The 16,966-nt window shown below is 36.5% G+C and carries 14 protein-coding genes; 3 read left to right on the top strand and 11 right to left on the bottom strand.

Annotated elements, in window-relative coordinates:
* The 3 genes from RAH34_RS06385 to RAH34_RS06375 form a co-directional block, all read right to left on the bottom strand.
* On the bottom strand, nucleotides 1-1,062 hold the full coding sequence (locus RAH34_RS06385; protein WP_062675100.1) for an efflux RND transporter periplasmic adaptor subunit: 1,062 nt from the start codon (nucleotides 1,060-1,062) through the stop codon (nucleotides 1-3).
* Between the two features lie 9 nt (nucleotides 1,063-1,071).
* Complete coding sequence (locus RAH34_RS06380) at nucleotides 1,072-2,424, bottom strand: TolC family protein (RefSeq protein ID WP_306595550.1); 1,353 nt, start codon at nucleotides 2,422-2,424, stop codon at nucleotides 1,072-1,074.
* A gap of 89 nt (nucleotides 2,425-2,513) precedes the next feature.
* A complete protein-coding gene (locus RAH34_RS06375) occupies nucleotides 2,514-3,107 on the bottom strand; it encodes a TetR/AcrR family transcriptional regulator (RefSeq protein WP_114821281.1) in 594 nt (197 codons plus the stop codon).
* Nucleotides 3,108-3,285: 178 nt separating this feature from the next.
* Here RAH34_RS06375 and RAH34_RS06370 point away from each other — a divergent pair, with 178 nt between their 5' ends.
* Nucleotides 3,286-6,519 (top strand): T9SS type B sorting domain-containing protein, encoded by a 3,234-nt coding sequence (locus RAH34_RS06370; protein ID WP_306595549.1) that lies wholly within the window; start codon nucleotides 3,286-3,288, stop codon nucleotides 6,517-6,519.
* A 37-nt stretch (nucleotides 6,520-6,556) separates the two neighbouring features.
* Here the strand turns inward: RAH34_RS06370 and RAH34_RS06365 are convergent, their stop codons facing one another.
* From RAH34_RS06365 to recQ, 8 genes are all read right to left on the bottom strand, one after another.
* The gene (locus RAH34_RS06365; protein WP_306595548.1) at nucleotides 6,557-7,381 is read right to left on the bottom strand and encodes a S1 RNA-binding domain-containing protein; all 825 of its coding nucleotides are present in this window, start codon (nucleotides 7,379-7,381) and stop codon (nucleotides 6,557-6,559) included.
* A gap of 195 nt (nucleotides 7,382-7,576) precedes the next feature.
* Nucleotides 7,577-8,443: a DUF4476 domain-containing protein gene (locus RAH34_RS06360; RefSeq protein WP_306595547.1), complete on the bottom strand. Its 867-nt coding sequence runs from the start codon at nucleotides 8,441-8,443 to the stop codon at nucleotides 7,577-7,579.
* 122 nt (nucleotides 8,444-8,565) lie between these two features.
* Entirely contained in the window at nucleotides 8,566-9,969 is a 1,404-nt protein-coding gene (lpdA, locus tag RAH34_RS06355) for a dihydrolipoyl dehydrogenase (RefSeq protein ID WP_114821277.1), read from the bottom strand.
* A gap of 130 nt (nucleotides 9,970-10,099) precedes the next feature.
* Complete coding sequence (locus RAH34_RS06350) at nucleotides 10,100-10,486, bottom strand: cupin domain-containing protein (RefSeq protein ID WP_114821276.1); 387 nt, start codon at nucleotides 10,484-10,486, stop codon at nucleotides 10,100-10,102.
* A 28-nt stretch (nucleotides 10,487-10,514) separates the two neighbouring features.
* Nucleotides 10,515-10,859 (bottom strand): hypothetical protein, encoded by a 345-nt coding sequence (locus tag RAH34_RS06345; RefSeq protein ID WP_162800931.1) that lies wholly within the window; start codon nucleotides 10,857-10,859, stop codon nucleotides 10,515-10,517.
* A gap of 78 nt (nucleotides 10,860-10,937) precedes the next feature.
* Entirely contained in the window at nucleotides 10,938-12,020 is a 1,083-nt protein-coding gene (locus RAH34_RS06340; RefSeq protein WP_306595546.1) for a glycosyltransferase, read from the bottom strand.
* Between the two features lie 10 nt (nucleotides 12,021-12,030).
* Nucleotides 12,031-12,585, bottom strand: coding sequence for a hypothetical protein (locus tag RAH34_RS06335; protein WP_306595545.1), 555 nt, complete (start codon nucleotides 12,583-12,585; stop codon nucleotides 12,031-12,033).
* 1 nt (nucleotide 12,586) lies between these two features.
* Nucleotides 12,587-14,791, bottom strand: coding sequence for a DNA helicase RecQ (gene recQ / locus RAH34_RS06330; protein ID WP_306595544.1), 2,205 nt, complete (start codon nucleotides 14,789-14,791; stop codon nucleotides 12,587-12,589).
* Nucleotides 14,792-14,949: 158 nt separating this feature from the next.
* Between recQ and RAH34_RS06325 the strand changes: the two genes are divergently transcribed.
* Both RAH34_RS06325 and tatC read left to right on the top strand, forming a co-directional pair.
* Nucleotides 14,950-15,909, top strand: a complete 960-nt coding sequence (locus RAH34_RS06325) for an SIS domain-containing protein (protein ID WP_306595543.1) — start codon at nucleotides 14,950-14,952, stop codon at nucleotides 15,907-15,909.
* 135 nt (nucleotides 15,910-16,044) lie between these two features.
* Nucleotides 16,045-16,872 carry a twin-arginine translocase subunit TatC gene (gene tatC / locus RAH34_RS06320; RefSeq protein ID WP_183037386.1) on the top strand — a complete coding sequence of 276 codons (828 nt, stop codon included), beginning with the start codon at nucleotides 16,045-16,047 and terminating at the stop codon, nucleotides 16,870-16,872.
* The last annotated feature ends 94 nt before the right edge of the window (nucleotides 16,873-16,966 follow it).

Below are 16,966 nucleotides of genomic sequence, written 5' to 3'. Positions count from 1 at the left end.
CTACTTTATAATGTTCACTTTAGATCCGTTGTCCAAATTGATCTGTCCGCTCGTTACTACCTGTTCTCCTCCATTCAAGCCGCTTAAAATCTGAACTTTATCTCCGTAAACTTTTCCGATGGTTACTTTGATCAATTTAGCAACTCCATTCTGAACAACGAATAATTGTCCTGAGCTTACTCCATTTACAAACGCTTCTGCAGGAACGGTCAGCATGTTCTGAGTTTCCGCACCGTTATTTGTACTGAATTTAGCAGTTGCATACATACCCGCTTTCAGGTTTCCTCTGTTCTGTACTTCAATTTCCACAGGGAAATTCAGAGAAGCATCACTTTTAGGAGCGATGAAAGTAATTCTCCCTACAAAAGAATCTTCAGGTAAAACATTTACTTTAATCGGAACCTCCTGGCCTAACTGGATTTTTCCGATCTGGCTTTCATCTACTAAAACAGAAAGTTTAAGGCTGTTGATATTTACGATTTCAAACATTGACGTTCCAGGGGAGACTACTGTTCCAGGTTCAACCATTTTCTTGTTGATGGTACCGCTGATTCCCGCACGGATGCTTGTATCATTTACTTTTACACCTTGCGCTCTTACTGCTGCCTGAGCATTTTTCAGCTGTAGTCTTGAGTTGTCAAGCTGTTGTTTTGTAACTCCGCCTGTTTTATATGCGTTCTCATAGCGTTGGTTATCAATAATAGCATTCTGCAGATTGTTCTGAGCCTGGGTAACATCCACTTCGATAGCATCTTTTTTGATCGTTGCTAAAACCTGTCCTGCTCCTACCCTTGAACCTTCTTTCACCAAAACGCTTACGATACGTCCTGAGATTTCAGAAGACTGGTTCATTTCCTGTTTTGGAATAAAGGTACCGTTGGCTGAATAGTCTGTATCAATATTTTCTCTTGTAACGGTTACAATATTAACGTTGATTTTATCTACCTGCTTGGCAACTTCTTTTACTTCCTGCGTCTGCTTTTCTTTGTTACCGGCAATCTTGTAAGCGGCTAACCCTACCAGTACAGCTGCTACGATGATATATATTAAAGTTTTTTTCATTTTAGTTTATTATAAGTTTTGTAGTGTGTTTAGTTCACCCTTAGCTTTTATCAGCTTAATCTCTGCCTGCTTGTAATCTAACAATGCATTGGAATAGTTCTGTTTTGCCTGCGTTAAAGCATTTTCAGAATCCAGTACTTCTGTAAGCGTTGCCAGGCCATACTGATAGTTCGACTGAGTATTTTTCTGAACTCTTTCTGCCAATCCTACATTATCTTTCATGCTTTCGATATTAATCAGTGCATTTTCCATATTGGTGACTGCATTTTTATAATCAAGATCTAAGCTCAGCTGAGTCTTCTGAATATCCTGATCTATATCCTGAATATCAATTTCTGCCTGGTTGATCTTCGCTTTTGTAGCTCCTCCCGTGAAAATAGGAATATTTACATTCAAGCCAATTGCTGAATAATCGCTCCAAAGAACGCCGTTACTAAGACCATTGGTCAACGGAAATTTTGCTCCGTTTGCTCCCCATCCGTAGTTTGCCGTAAGATTTACTGATGGATAAAGATAAGCTTCAGTGGCTTTTTTATTGAAAACCAAAAGTTCCCTGTTTTTATTTAAAACCTTAATCTCTGTACGATTATTAAGATTTACGCTGCTCGCAATCAGCTCTGGCTTTGGTTCGATTTGTTTTTCTTCAAGCTCGATATCTGTAGAAATGGGGATTCCCATATAAAACTTCAGTGCATTCTTTGAAAGTTCCACAGAGTTGATTAAGGCCTGCTTATTGGAACCAATATTGGTAAGCTGAACATTGGTTCTGTCTAAATCAATCGATTTCGCCAAACCATTATCAACCAGACTCTTAATAACGTTTCTTACTTTTTCAGTATTGGCATAGCTGGCAGTTACCGTTTTAAGATTTTCTTCCTGTACGAACACCTGATAATAAGCTGTTGCTACATTTTCAATAATCTGTTCATTGGTTAACTGAGCATTCAGCACATAAAATTCTCTTGTTGATTTTGCTGCTTTCAATCCTGTAAATACTCTTTGATCAAAAATCGCCTGCTGAAGTTGCACAGAAGCTGTTGAACCCCAGGGCTGCCCAAACTGAGCTCTGATTTTCTCTCCTCCAAATTCCAGTAAAGATTCCTGAATAATCGGATTATAGGTTAAACCTGCCGTTGCACTCACCTGTGGAAGGGCGCCGGCTCTGGCTTCATCAATCTTGTATTCGGCTTTTTTGATCTGTAAAGCAGCTTTTTTAGCTTCTGCTTTATTCTGGAGTGCCTGTTTTATTGCTTCCTGCAGGGAAACCTGCTGCTGGGCAGACATCAGTGTTGAGCCGAAAATCATAAATGCTGAAGCTATCCCAATTTTTAGCTTTGTAGCAGTTATACGTTTTCTATTCATAATTTTATACTTCGTTTATTTTTTATTTAATTTTCAGTCATTATTTATTTCTATTTGACGAATCATTTTCAGAAATACTTTAGTTTTTTTTAGTTTTTGAACAACATATTGATAATAATCTCTTTTCTTTCAGAAATAATCTTATCATATTCTTCATCATTAATTAAAAGATTTTCCATAAATAATGGTCTTATTGCACTTGGGAACACCAATAGCGCAACCATATTCAGAATAAACTGAACGGGTGCCATTTTCTCAATATTTCCCAATTCCATTTCTTTTTCAATATCCTTGTACATATCGTTCAGGATATCTTCTTCAATTTCTCTCTGATGGCAGGTTCCTTTATTGATCTGGGACACGATATACGTTTCCAGATACGGATACTGAAGACTGGTAGAAAGGCTGCTTTCTATGAACTGACTGATCTTTTCTTTAAAAGGCAGATCAGAATTCTGAATGATCTTCGATTTTTCCTGTTCTACTCTTTGTGCTTCATCAAAGATGATCTGGATAAGCTTATCTCTTGAACGGAAATAGTAATTAATAAGGGTTCTGTTCACTCCGGCTGCATCTGCAATCTCCTGCGTAGTAGCATCAAATTTTCCTTTCACAAAGAATAAATTCTTCGCTGTCTCCTTGATCAATTCCTGTGTTTGGTCTTTTTTTGCTTGATTTGACATTTTTGTTAAACAAATTTGTGCAAATTTATAGTAAAAAATATTTTTGACAAAATTGTTAAACAAAAAAATTAAACAAAAATGTCATGACATCGATCATGTTTATGAATGAAAGTTTACGATTACTTATTATTCAATAAGAAACCTATTTTTATATCTTTGCCGCAAAAATTACTAACCGATGAAGAAAATTCTTTCGCTGTTCTCTTTTTTGAGCACGATACTTCTATTTTCACAAAATTTTTCCTGGGTAAAACAATTTAAAAGCTATACTGATTATGATGATTTTATTACCAAAATTGATAAAGATGATGAAGGTAATATCTATCTGTTAGGCAGAACACTTGGATTCAGCGGAATTGATGCTGATCCGGGGCCTAATGTACAACTCATAGTTCCAACCAATTACTCAAGTTCCGGTACCTATGGAACTACTTTTATTATCAAACTGGATAGTAATGGGAATTACTTATGGAGTCATAAAATCAGCAATATGCATAATGATTATGATTATGATCTTAAAGTAAAAAATGGAAAAGTATATGCATTAACAAGCAAGTCTTCACAACAAGGTATGTTTATCAATGGATATACTACTGTGACGATTTTAAATACCAATGGAACACTTATTAATGAAGCTGAGATAACCAACTCTACTCCTCAATCTTTTTCCGTAGATGATAACGGCAATATATACATAAGTACATTTGCTTTTTCCAATCTTATATTTTCACAAGCTTCAAATACTCCATTTAATGATACAAATTCTTCAGCGGCCACCTATATCATAAAACTTCAGCCCAACCTACAGGTTGAATGGTTAAAAAAAATAACAGGTGGTATAGAAGGCCAAATAGCTTTAAACTCCAATAATGATGTTTATTTTGCCATGAACACTCTATATGGTCCGGGAGGATATGTATTAAAGAGATACTCTTCTGTGGGGAACCTGATTTGGTCTGGCGAATTACAGGACCAGAGTTTTTCCAGGATTACCATTGATAAAAATGATAAACTGATTGTTTCAGGGCACTGGCAGGCCCAGTTTCTTCCGATTGACGTAGATCCCTCTGGCAATCAGTATCTGCTCTCATCAAATACTTATTTAAGTGTTTATTTATTATGGTTCGACACCAGTAATACTCTGCTGGATGTAAAAAAATATATAAATACAGGACAACATTTCCCACTTGTAATTTTTGGATTAGACTGTGATGATAATAACGAAATTCACGTAAGCGGAACCTTTGATAAAAGTTTTGATGCCAATCCAGACATTGCCACCAATATGATCACTAAGGGAAATGGATATATAGAAGGCTGTACGATTTCCTTTGATACAAACAGACAATACAAAAATTCTTTTAAAATCGGGTCGGATACGTATAATTTCCCCAATTCCGTCTCACGAATATACCAAACAGTAAACAAGAGTAATGATTATTATTATATTGGAACTTTTGACTGGCATTGTGATTTCGACCCATCTCCTAATCAGTCTTTTCTCCATGCTATCAATGGCAACCAATTAAACATGGATGGCTATTTACTAAAAATGGAAAAATGCAACAATATTCCACAAAACTCTAGTCAAAACATCTGTATCGGATCTGATATTCAACTCAATGCCTCAGGAGGAACTGTATACAACTGGACGGGGCCTAATGGATTCTCATCCAACCAGCAGAATCCTTTAATTCCTAATTCTTCAACTGTTCATTCCGGGATATATACCTGTCATATTTCAGGAACAACAAACGGGTGCGACGGTAATTTTTCAATACATGTTGTTGTAGGGGATAATACACCACCTGTTCCTAATGTAGCACAACTTCCGACAATAACGGGAGACTGCAATACTGTTATCACGTCTTTTCCTACAGCCACAGACAATTGCGCAGGGACAGTTACAGCAACCACTCCCGCTCCTCTTACGTATTCGGTTCCGGGAACCTACACAATCTTTTGGACCTATGATGATGGGAATGGAAATATTGTAACACAAAATCAAACAGTGGTCATCACTGCAACCCAATCGCCTGTTGCTGGCTTAAATCAAACCTTCTGTGCTACCAATAATCCAAAAATTTCTGATATTCAGATCGCTGGACAGAATATAAAATGGTATGATGCAGCGGGAAATATTTTAGCTGCAACAACTGCTCTTGTTAATGGACAAAATTATTATGCTTCTCAGACTATTAACGGATGTGAAAGTAATAAAACAGCAGTTCAGATAACAGTAAATACAACTCCTAAGCCGACAGCAAATGTTAATCAGGATTTCTGTGCTTCTGCAAATCCTACAATAGAAAAGATTGTAGTAACAGGAACATTCCTTAAATTTTATGATGCAGCAGGAAATGTAATTCCAGTGACCGCTCCTCTTGTAAGCGGACAAACGTACTTTGTAACCCAAACAATAAACAACTGTGAATCTGAAAAACTGGCAATTACAGTAACTTTATCTACCAATAATGTGCCCGCAAAAGACATTACGCATGTACAATGTAATACGACTACTGCCAATTCTATGGTTGTTAATCTTCACTCTTATGAAGCTAGTATTATTACTAATCCGGGGAATTATATTTTCACGTATACTGATACTGCAGGAAACCCTATTTCAAATCCTTCAGCTTATGTTTTAAATGTCGGGACAACTCTTATCCATGTAAGGGTTTCAACTCCGGACGGATGTTTTAAAGTGGTGAGATTAAATCTTACTCTTAATCCAAAACCTATTGTTCTGCTTCCTGTTACCCTTGATTTCTGTGAAGGAAAATCAGTTGTTTTAGATCCGGGTCCGGGATTTAAGTCTTATGAATGGAATACGGGAGCAACAACTCAAACCATTACAGCATCTACTCCGGGAACATACACTGTGAAAGTAACCAACGTTTTCGGATGTGAAAGTACAAGCTCTACCCAGGTGAGTTATTCTGTTTTGGCTCATATTGTTTCTGTGAATATTACAAACAATACAGCAACTGTAATTCTTTCTCAGAGCGGAAATTATGAGTTTTCTTTAGATAATCTCACATGGCAGGATTCTAATATATTTACTAATTTAAATATGGGAGAATATACAGTGTATGTGAGAACAAAATCCGGATGTATTATCGGGCAGAAGAACTTCTCGATTTTCAATATACCCAATGCAATCAGTCCCAACGGTGATGGAATCAATGATACATGGAGAATTGCTGGATTGGAAAATTATCCGGGAACAGAGGTAAGTTTATATGACAGAAGAGGTGCTGTGATCTATAAGGAAATTATTAAAAAGAGTCCCTTTCAGTGGGATGGGAAATATGAATCACATCCTATTTCTACAGGAAATTATTGGTATACCATAAAAGTTTCTGATGGGAGAACCTACAACGGATGGCTTCTGATTAAAAACAGAGAGTAACAAAAAACGGGCAGAAATTTCTGCCCGTTTTTTTATTTTATAATAATTTGATCTTATCGTCTGAGATATCGATGATTTTATCTTTATAAAGCCCTCCGATTGCTTTCTTGAAGTTTTTCTTACTCATTTGAAGTTCATCCTTAATCTCTTCAGGTGAAGATTTATCAGATACATACAGAAGTCCGTAGTTTTCTTCCAGTTTGTTCAGAATCTTTTGTTTGAACTCATCAATGTTTTCAAAACCTTCCGGCTGTAAAGAAACATCTATTTTACCGTCTTCACGGATCGCTTTGATAAATCCTGTTTCTTCTGACAACGGATACAGTTTTTTGAAAACATCGGAAGCATAGATCAAACCAATGTATCGCTTGTTGATGATCACATTCCAGCCCAGTTCACTTTCATTCATCATGATCAGGTCTACCTTGTCTCCTTTTTTGAATGGAAGCTCATCATACTGAGGATTTCTCTTGAATTTCGTAGTACCGGTAATCAGTTCCATATCTTCGTCTACGTAAATATAGACCAGGTATCTTTTCCCTTCAATGATTTTCGTTTTCTGCTGTTTGTAAGGGATAAATAAATCTTTAATGATTCCCCAATCCATAAAAGCTCCGCTTGGAAGACTTTGTACACAGCTCATTACCGCAAATTCACCTACTTCTGCCAATGGGATCTCAGTAGTTGCTTTTAATTTATCGTCATCCTGATACACAAAAACTTCAACCTCCTCACCTGTTTCTTTTTCATCCTGAATAAAGATTTTAGGTAGAAAAGCCTTTTCACCGGATTCATCCACAAGGATCCATCCTGAATTAATTTTTTCTGAAATTGTTAAAGTTTGAGTTTTTCCGAGTTGCATTGATGATAAAATTAGCTGACAAAGGTACGGAAATTTGAAGATGCTATCCTAGTCTATATAATTATAATTCTTTTAAGGGCTTTATAAAAAGTTATGAGGCTACAAAAAACGTTATGTTTTAAAAAATATGTTTTGGCTAAAGCCAGCGGATTGATTGTATAAAATAAACGGGCTAAAGCCCGTTTCTGTTGAATATTATAAGTTCGAAATATAATCCATCAGCTCACGCTTGCTGCTTTCAAAATCAAAAGCATCATAAACCAAGAAATAACGGTCTTTATCTGCACAATTACGGTACATCGATTTGGCGAGTGCCAATTTCTTATTATCAAAACTGAGTGCTTTCACCAGATCTCTTATTTGTGCTGAGGTAAACATAGAGGTACGCATCTGCTGATTGATCATCTTAATTTTCCCTTCATCAAAACTCTCATTGTTCATCATCATATCAAAAAACTGACGGAAAGAATGATTATCCATCACATTTCCCTGAAGAGACCAGTCTCCGGAATGATTTCCGTAAGGATTGTTCCAGATATCGTTCCAGTCATTAAATCCATATTGATTTTGTACAGGATACGAATCCAGGAGATAGAGACCTTCGTTGGTAAAGAAATCCAATACCATTCGGTTGTTGTTCCGAAGCATGAGTGTTGTTCTGTAGATCAGAAAACCATTCTCATAGATTGAAATGGGCATTCTCCCTGATGAAAGATCAAAGAATCTGTACTTTCCGGAACCGTTTGCCATCATCTGATCGCCAACTTCCACAGTAAAAAATCCCTGCTCGGGAATTCTCAGAAAAACTTCTGCATAACCGTAGTTTTTATTCCACTGATAATTAGGATTTTTCATTCTATTTTCATTTCCTCTTCTCTGAGGAATTGGAGTATTTCCAGATCCCGGCTGATCGAAAGTTTTATTTCTTTCATCAGGACTTTTAGAGGTTCTCATTTCTGTAGTAGAAGCCTCATTTTTTAATAATTCTCCTGCCTTTCCTGCTTCCTGTGCCCATGAACTGATTCCCGCCAAAAGCATCCCACTGATAAAAATCTTTTTCATACATGAAATTTTGCAAAACCATGTCCATTTTCATGCCAAAAGCACCACCAAAAAGGCTGCTTCCATAAGGAAACAGCCTTTAATTTATACTATTTTAAATGATTAAATCTTTTAATCAAATATTACATATGAATAGGTCTTTTTGCCGTAGCATCCAATGCAGCTTCTTTGATCGCTTCTGCATAGGTTGGGTGAGCGTGAGAACTTCTTGCAATGTCTTCAGCACTTGCACGGAATTCCATAGCAATTACTCCTTCAGCAATAAGGTCAGCAGCTCTTGCTCCTACGATGTGCATTCCTAAAACCTCATCTGTTTTTTCGTCTGCAATAATCTTCACAAGACCGTCGATATCACCACTTGCACGGCTTCTACCTAAAGCTCTCATTGGGAAAGATCCTACTTTGTAAGCTACACCTTCTTCTTTTAACTGCTCTTCAGTTTTACCCACTCCTGCAACTTCCGGCCATGTATAAACAACACCAGGAATCAAATTATAGTTGATGTGAGGCTTTTGTCCTGCCAATGTTTCAGCTACGAAAACTCCTTCTTCTTCAGCTTTGTGAGCCAACATCGCACCTTTGATAACGTCACCGATTGCATAGATATTAGCAACATTGGTTTGTAAGTGATCGTTTACTTTTACTCTTCCTCTTTCATCAAGCTCTACACCTGCTTTTTCAAGTCCAAGACCGTCTGTGTAAGGTTTTCTACCTACAGAAACTAAACAGTAATCTCCTTCTACTACTACTTCTGCTCCTTTTTTATCTTTAGCAGTGATCTTTACAGTATCTCCGTTTCTTTCAACTGCAGAAACCGCAGTAGAAAGCATAAACTTCATTCCTTGTTTTTTAAGAACTTTAGTCAATTCTTTGCTTAAAGCTCCATCCATTCCAGGGATGATTTTATCCATAAATTCAACAACAGTCACCTGAGCTCCTAATCTTAGGTACACAGACCCTAGCTCAAGACCGATCACTCCACCTCCGATTACTACTAAATGCTTAGGAATTTCTTTAAGGTTTAAAGCTTCCGTAGAAGTAATCACTCTTTCTTTATCTAAAGAGATGAAAGGCAGTGTAGATGGTTTAGAACCTGTTGCAATGATGGTATATTTAGACTCGATTGTTTCAGAAGAACCGTCGTTTTTTGTTACTTTAATCTGAGTAGCAGATTCGAAGCTTCCTACTCCTTCAAAAACAGTAATCTGATTTTTATTCATCAGATAGCTGATTCCGTCTGTATTCTGCTTGATCACTTCGTTTTTACGCTCGATCATTCTTGCAATATCCGCTTGCGGCTCATTGATGATGATTCCGTGACCTGCAAAATTGTGTTTTGCATTTTCGAAATGCTCAGAGCTGTCAAGAAGCGCTTTTGACGGAATACATCCAACGTTAAGACAAGTTCCGCCTAAAGTTGAATATTTTTCAATAATTGCTGTTTTGAAACCTAATTGTGCTGCACGGATAGCAGCAACATAACCACCGGGACCAGAACCTATTACGGTAACATCGAATTGACTCATGTTATTCTATGAATTTGTTTATTATTATCTATCTTAATTCTCACAAATTTACATATAAATTACCAAGCACCAAAGTGAGTTTTATCAATTTTAAAAATGATAATTATATGCTTTAGTTTGATGAAAAGTATTATTTTATGAACTTTATATTTTCCTCATTCCCTTTCTTCAGGTAGATTGCGGTAAAGACAAGGGGTTTTTCAGATGATGCATTGTCAAAATGAAGGATTTTCACATTTTTAGGTTCGTAAAAAGCATCGCCCTCATGAAGTACTACTTTCTCTTGTCCTTCGATCTGAAAAACAGCTTCACCGGAATTGATGATTCCCAAAACGGGACAGGGATGCAGATGTTCAGGTGCTCCTTGTCCGGCAGCCATTGTTATTTCCTGAATCTCTGTAGATTTCACTTTCTGATCAAGAGCTGTTTTTAACAATTCTTTTCTGGAGATGGACTTCTGCTGAGCCGTCATTACAACAGCATTCAGCATCAAAATAACAATGATAAATGGTTTCATGGGTTTGATATTATAAATCAGTCAAATACTACACATTCAATTTTCCCTGTCCGAATTCGCCTGTACTTTCAAAAAACGAACCACCATACACATACCATTCAAGGCTTTCCAGAAATTCCACTGCATTTTCAGGAGTAATGTGAGGACGATCTTTTTTTGAAACAATTCCTTTGTACCATCTTCCTGATTTGGAATAATGCTCATATTCCACAAAATAATGAATCCATATTCTCTGGCACAACTTGCACTGTTGAATCGTTACTTCTCCATATCTTCCGTTGGTATGATCAATTCCTAATGCTGAGCTTCTATATTCGGTATAACTGGAGTTCGGTTTCTCACAGGCGCATCCTAATTTCTGGATTTTATTCATGGATGAAAAATTGGTTTTCAGATAAAATTTATAGCTCCAAAAGTAAGAAATTAACACCCTACAAAACAAATGGGGCTATCAAGGTTTGATCAAATCCAGTAAAACCTTTTCATATTTATCCATAATAATATTCTTAGAGAACCTTGATTTAATAGAGTTTTTTATGGCGTCTCTGTTATAGTTATTCTGAAGAACGTTCACAATCTGTTGGGCAAAGCCATCATAGTTTTCAATATTGGCAACTTCACCGTTTACATTATGCTGGATGATCTCATTGATTCCTCCGGGACAGTTGTTGGCTAAAGAATAGGTTCCGCACGCTCCTGCTTCCAGAAGAACGTTGGGAAAACCTTCGTATCGTGAAGAAAGAACAAATAAATCTGCATATTTCAAATATTGGTAGGGATTTTCCTGTCTGCCGTGGAAAATCACTTTTTTCAATCCTAAAAGCTCTTTTGTCTGAAGCAGAAGATCTTTGTCTTTTCCATCACCTAAAATATGAAGCATAATGTTTTCATTCTTCAGCCTTGAAAAAACTTTCAGCAGGTTATCAAACCCTTTTCTGGAAGACAGATTTCCAATGGCCACTACATTTTTATAATTGTATTTGAAACATTCCGGTTTTAAAGAAATAGACATTTTATCTTCAATAAAGTCAAAGTCTACAGGATTATTGATCTTGACAATTTTTTTCTTTTTAATATTAAAATTATCCACAAGATCCTTCATCATATCATCACTTTGAGCGATGATTCTCTGATAGTTATTGTAAAAATTATAGAAAAATTTAATCTCTTTACGCGTTACATGCTGTGTGACAACATTGGTTTCCCTTGCAATGAATTTTGTTCTCGGAAAAAGTTTTATGAACAGGGACAAATAAGCATTCACTTCACCAAAACCGGAGAATACAATATCTGGTTTTCTTCTATAGATTTCTCCTAAAATGGGTTTTAAAGAATGTCTTATTCTTTCGGTATTGATATCGATAATTTCGACATCTTTTTTCAGAAAATTCAAATATCCGCCTTGTTTACGTAACAGCAAAATCTTAGGCTCAAACCTATCTCTGGAAAGATGATTCGCTATTGTGGTAACAATCCTTTCTGCGCCCCCGGTTTCTAAGTCCGGCAGAATAAATATGACAGATATTTTTTTCATCAATGTAAAGTTAGTAAAAAGTTTTGTTAACCTTTAAGCCCATTTCGTTAAATAAAGGTATAATTTCGTTAATGTTTTCAACACTTAGAAAGGCATATTTATCTTCAGTAAAATTGACTCCTCTTCTTCTAAAAAAAGAAAAACTCTCATCATCTTTACCAAAAAAACTTTCAGGCTCTCCAAAAATGATATTCCCAAAATGATTGGTATTCATTTCGGCGTTTACCTCCTTTATTTCATTCAGTTCTTTATATTTTAGAACCTTCCCGCTTCCCTTTTCAACGATAGCTATCCTTTGGTTTGTAATTACATAATAGTTATTTTTCACTTTCCAATACTTTACAATCCATCTGAAAAAAGTAACGTATAAAGCATTACAAAAAACCCCAACCCCTATTATTGAAAAGAGCCAAAAACTGGAATTTAAGCTACTCGTAATAAAAAACACACCAATTGCAAGGTAGAATACAGAAAAAGCTGTTCTCAACTTTTCTGTCATATTAAAAAAGAAACTCTTCTTAGGAAGAATTTCTTTTTTAATTATTTCGTTATTGTTTAAAATCATTTTAGTTAGCTACGTCACTGATAAATTTAATTCTCAACATTCTCACTTCTTCATCAGATAATTCATCCCCGAATTCATCCAGCAATACTTTCATACTGTCGCTTTCAGATTCGTTCATGAATTCCATGAATCCGTCTACAATGTCTTCATCAAAATTATCTTCAATATAATAGTCGATATTCAGCTTTGTTCCCTGATAAACGATCCTTTCCATTTCTTTCAGAAGTTCATCCATAGAAAGGTTCTTAGCTCTTGCTATATCTTCAAGGTCAATCTTTTTATCAGTGCTCTGGATAATGAAAACTTTATGGCTGGATTTATTGGCCACCTGCTTCAATACCATATCCTGAGTACGTTCGATATTGTTATCTTCTACGTATGTTTTGATGTAATCTGCGAATTCTTTACCGTATTTTTTGGCTTTTCCTTCCCCTACCCCATAGATTTTGGTGATCTCATCTACACTTATTGGGTACTGAACCGTCATATCCTCCAAACTTGGATCCATAAATACGGTGTATGGTGGAATTCCATGTTTTTTGGCTACTTTCTTTCTTAATTCTTTCAACAAGTTAAAAAGGTTCTGATCCAGTCCTCCTCCAGCCTGCTGCTGTACCTGATCACTCTCTGCTTTTGCCTGGGTAAGATCAAATTCACGGTCCTCAGCAATTAAAAAGTGGTCTTTAGATTGGCCATTCAGGACATTTTTTCCTTTTTCTGTAATTTTTAAAACCCCATAGGTTTCAATATCTTTCTGTAAAAAATTCTGAACAGTGGCCTGTCTTAAAATTGTTTTCCAGTAATTATCTTTTTCATCCTTTCCAAAGCCAAAGTGAGAACTTTGTTCAAGTTTATAGGATTTCGTCACTGCATTTTCTTTTCCTACAATGACGGATATCAGATCTTTAGACTTGAACTTTTCTCCTGTATCACTGATCAGCTCCAGCGCCTTTTTTAAATCTGCTGTAGCATCCTTTAATTTTGGCGGGTTGGATGAATTGTCACACATCTTGGCTCCGTCTCCGTTTACCGGATCGAAACTTTCTCCAAAATAGTACAGAATGTATTGTCTTCTGCTCATGGAAGTTTCAGCATATCCTACCACTTCATTCAAAAGCTGTAATCCGATTTCTCTTTCCGAAACGGGTTTCTGAGCCAGGAATTTCTCGAGTTTTTCAATGTCTTTCGGATCATAGAATGCGAGACAATGACCTTCGCCTCCATCTCTTCCTGCTCTACCGGTTTCCTGGTAATAGCTCTCCAGTGATTTTGGGAAGTCGTAATGAATTACAAAACGTACGTCCGGTTTATCAATTCCCATCCCGAAGGCAATGGTAGCCACAATTACATCTACTTCTTCCATCAGGAATTTATCCTGATTTGCCACTCTCACTTTCTGATCCAGTCCAGCATGATAAGGAAGGGCGTTGATCCCGTTTACCTGCAGAAGCTGGGCAAATTCTTCCACTTTTCTACGGCTCAGACAATAAACAATTCCTGATTTTCCTTTATGCTGATTGATAAATTTTACGATTTCCTTATCTACATTAATTTTAGGACATACTTCATAATATAGATTAGGACGGTTGAAGCTTTCTTTAAAGACCAATGCATTGGTCATTCCTAAAGTTTTCTGGATATCATCCTGAACCTTAGGAGTTGCCGTAGCCGTTAAAGCAATCACCGGTACATTGGCGATTTTGTCAATAATCTGTTTCAGATTCCTGTATTCCGGTCTGAAATCATGTCCCCACTCTGAAATACAGTGAGCCTCGTCGATAGCAAAGAAGGAAATTTTCACTTCTTTCAAAAAATCCAGGTAATCATCTTTAATTAATGATTCAGGAGCTACATACAGAAGTTTGGTTTTGCCGCTTTTGATATCGTCAAAAACCTGTTTGGTCTGCGTTTTGTTTAATGATGAATTCAGCACGTGGGCTACTCCATCATCGGATGAAAGGCCGTTCACGGCATCTACCTGATTTTTCATCAACGCTATTAAGGGCGAAACTACGATTGCTGTCCCTTCCGAAATAAGAGCCGGAAGCTGGTAACATAATGATTTTCCGCCACCTGTAGGCATTAAAACAAATATATCCTTCCCATTCAATAGGTTGTCTATAATTTGTTCCTGCTGGCCCTTAAATGTAGAAAACCCAAAATACTTTTTCAATTCGCCTGATAAATTGGCTTTTTTTGCGCTCATCTAATTTTCTATTGCTAAATTTGCATCACACCCAAAGTTATAAAAATTCTGCTTAAAATAAAAGCGAACGAATTTATAAAAAATAAAATTTATATTAAATATTCTTTTTAAAATATAACGTTTTTTAGGAACTTTTTTGTATACCTTATCATCGTAAAATGGATAGAACCAACATTATATCAATTGCAAAGAGCACTTTAGAAATAGAAATTTCTGAACTAGAAAAATTAAAAAACAGAATTGATGACCAATTTGCGCGGGCTGTGGAGATTATTCACTCAGCGAAAGGGAAGCTGATTGTGGTGGGAATAGGAAAATCTGCCCACGTGGGTAACAAAATTGTTGCAACCCTGAATTCTACGGGTACGCCTTCTCAGTTTTTGCATGCTTCGGAAGCTATTCATGGAGATCTTGGAGTCATTCAGAAACAGGATGTTGTTTTATGCATCTCGAATTCCGGAAACTCTCCTGAAATTGCCAATCTTGTCCCTTATTTAAAGGATTATTCTTCGGCTTTAATAGGAATGACAGGAAATAAAACCAGTAAACTGGCTGAATTTTCAGAAGTTATTCTGGATACTCATGTGGACGTTGAAGCTTGTCCGAATAAACTGGCTCCTACAAGTTCTACAACTATACAAATGGCTTTGGGAGATGCTTTAGCTGTTGCTTTAATGGAACTGAATGATTTCAAAGCTAATGATTTTGCTAAATTTCACCCCGGAGGAAGCTTAGGAAAGAATCTTACTTCTAAAGTAGAACAGTTTTTATCTTCCCAAAAGCCTGAGGTAACAGAAAATTCTTCCATAAGAGATGTCATCATTTCCATCAGTGCCTCAAGCCACGGAATCACTGTAGTAACCAATGAAGATCAGATTATTGGGGTGATCACAGATGGAGATTTAAGAAGAATGCTGATGAAAGGAGAAGATATCAGCAAGGTATCGGCTAAAGATATTATGTCTGCCCGTCCAAGAACTATCGAAAAAGAAGCTCTGGCAAAAGAAGCCATGAAAGTTCTGAAAGAAAATAATATCGGCCAGCTGGTAGTAACAGAAAACGGAAAATATTTCGGGATTATAGACCTGCATAAACTGCTGGATGAAGGGATTAACTAGAAGATAAAAATTCAGAAGTTGGAGGTTAATAAATAAAAGATAATTGGCAGATTAAAAGTAAAATTTAACTAATAACCTGCAGACTCTTGCTTCTGTCATTTTTTTTATAAATTTGCGCTTTAAAAATTGTATTCTGTGAGTGATGGTAAAGACATGTCCTTTCTGGGACATATAGGAGAATTAAGAGGGCATCTGATCCGTTCGATTATTGCTATCATAATTGCGGCTTTTGTGGTTGGTTTTAATATCAACTGGATAATGGACCATATCTTTTTTGGGCCCACCAGAAATGATTTCCCGACCTTCAGAGTTGTTAATCATTTTTCAAGAATGATTTTAGGAGAAGACAGTATTCATCTTCCAAAGGACTTCCCGGTTCGTGTACAGAGATTGTATCAGCAGTTCAATGTAATGATGGCTGTTTCAATTTTTGGTGGAATGGTGGCTGCATTTCCGTATATCGTATGGGAACTGTGGCGTTTTATTGGTCCTGCTTTGCATCCAAGAGAAAGAAAGAATTCTATTTATATTATTAATGCGGTATGGATTCTTTTCATGACCGGAGTATTATGCGGTTATTTCCTGATTCTGCCGTTTGCCGTTAATTTCGGGGTTATTTTTAAAATCTCGGATATTATCGTTCCGCTTTATGATTTAAGTGATTATACCACTTTATTTTTACAGGTGGTTTTGGGTATGGGCGTTATTTTCCTTTTCCCTATTTTGATCTACTTCCTTACGAGCATTGGAATTCTTACCCCTACATTTATGAAGACCTACCGTCGTCATGCTATCGTTTTGATTATGGTGGTAGCAGCAATCATTACTCCGGCAGATGTTTTGAGTATGCTGATGGCCGCGTTCCCGCTGCTTATTTTATATGAGTTCAGTATTATGATGTGTACCTTCACTTATAAAAAAGTCCAGAAGAGCAACGGAAATCTTCCGGCAGTACAGAAATAAACGGTATTTTTTACTAAATAAAAGCTTAAGCGCTACTATTCAATTGAATGGTAGCGCTTTTTTTATTAAAAAAATCAACCTTAATTATATTTAT

Source organism: Chryseobacterium sp. WLY505 (assembly GCF_030846215.1).
Taxonomy (GTDB): Bacteria; Bacteroidota; Bacteroidia; order Flavobacteriales; family Weeksellaceae; genus Chryseobacterium.
This window is presented reverse-complemented; position numbering and strand designations above follow the sequence as displayed.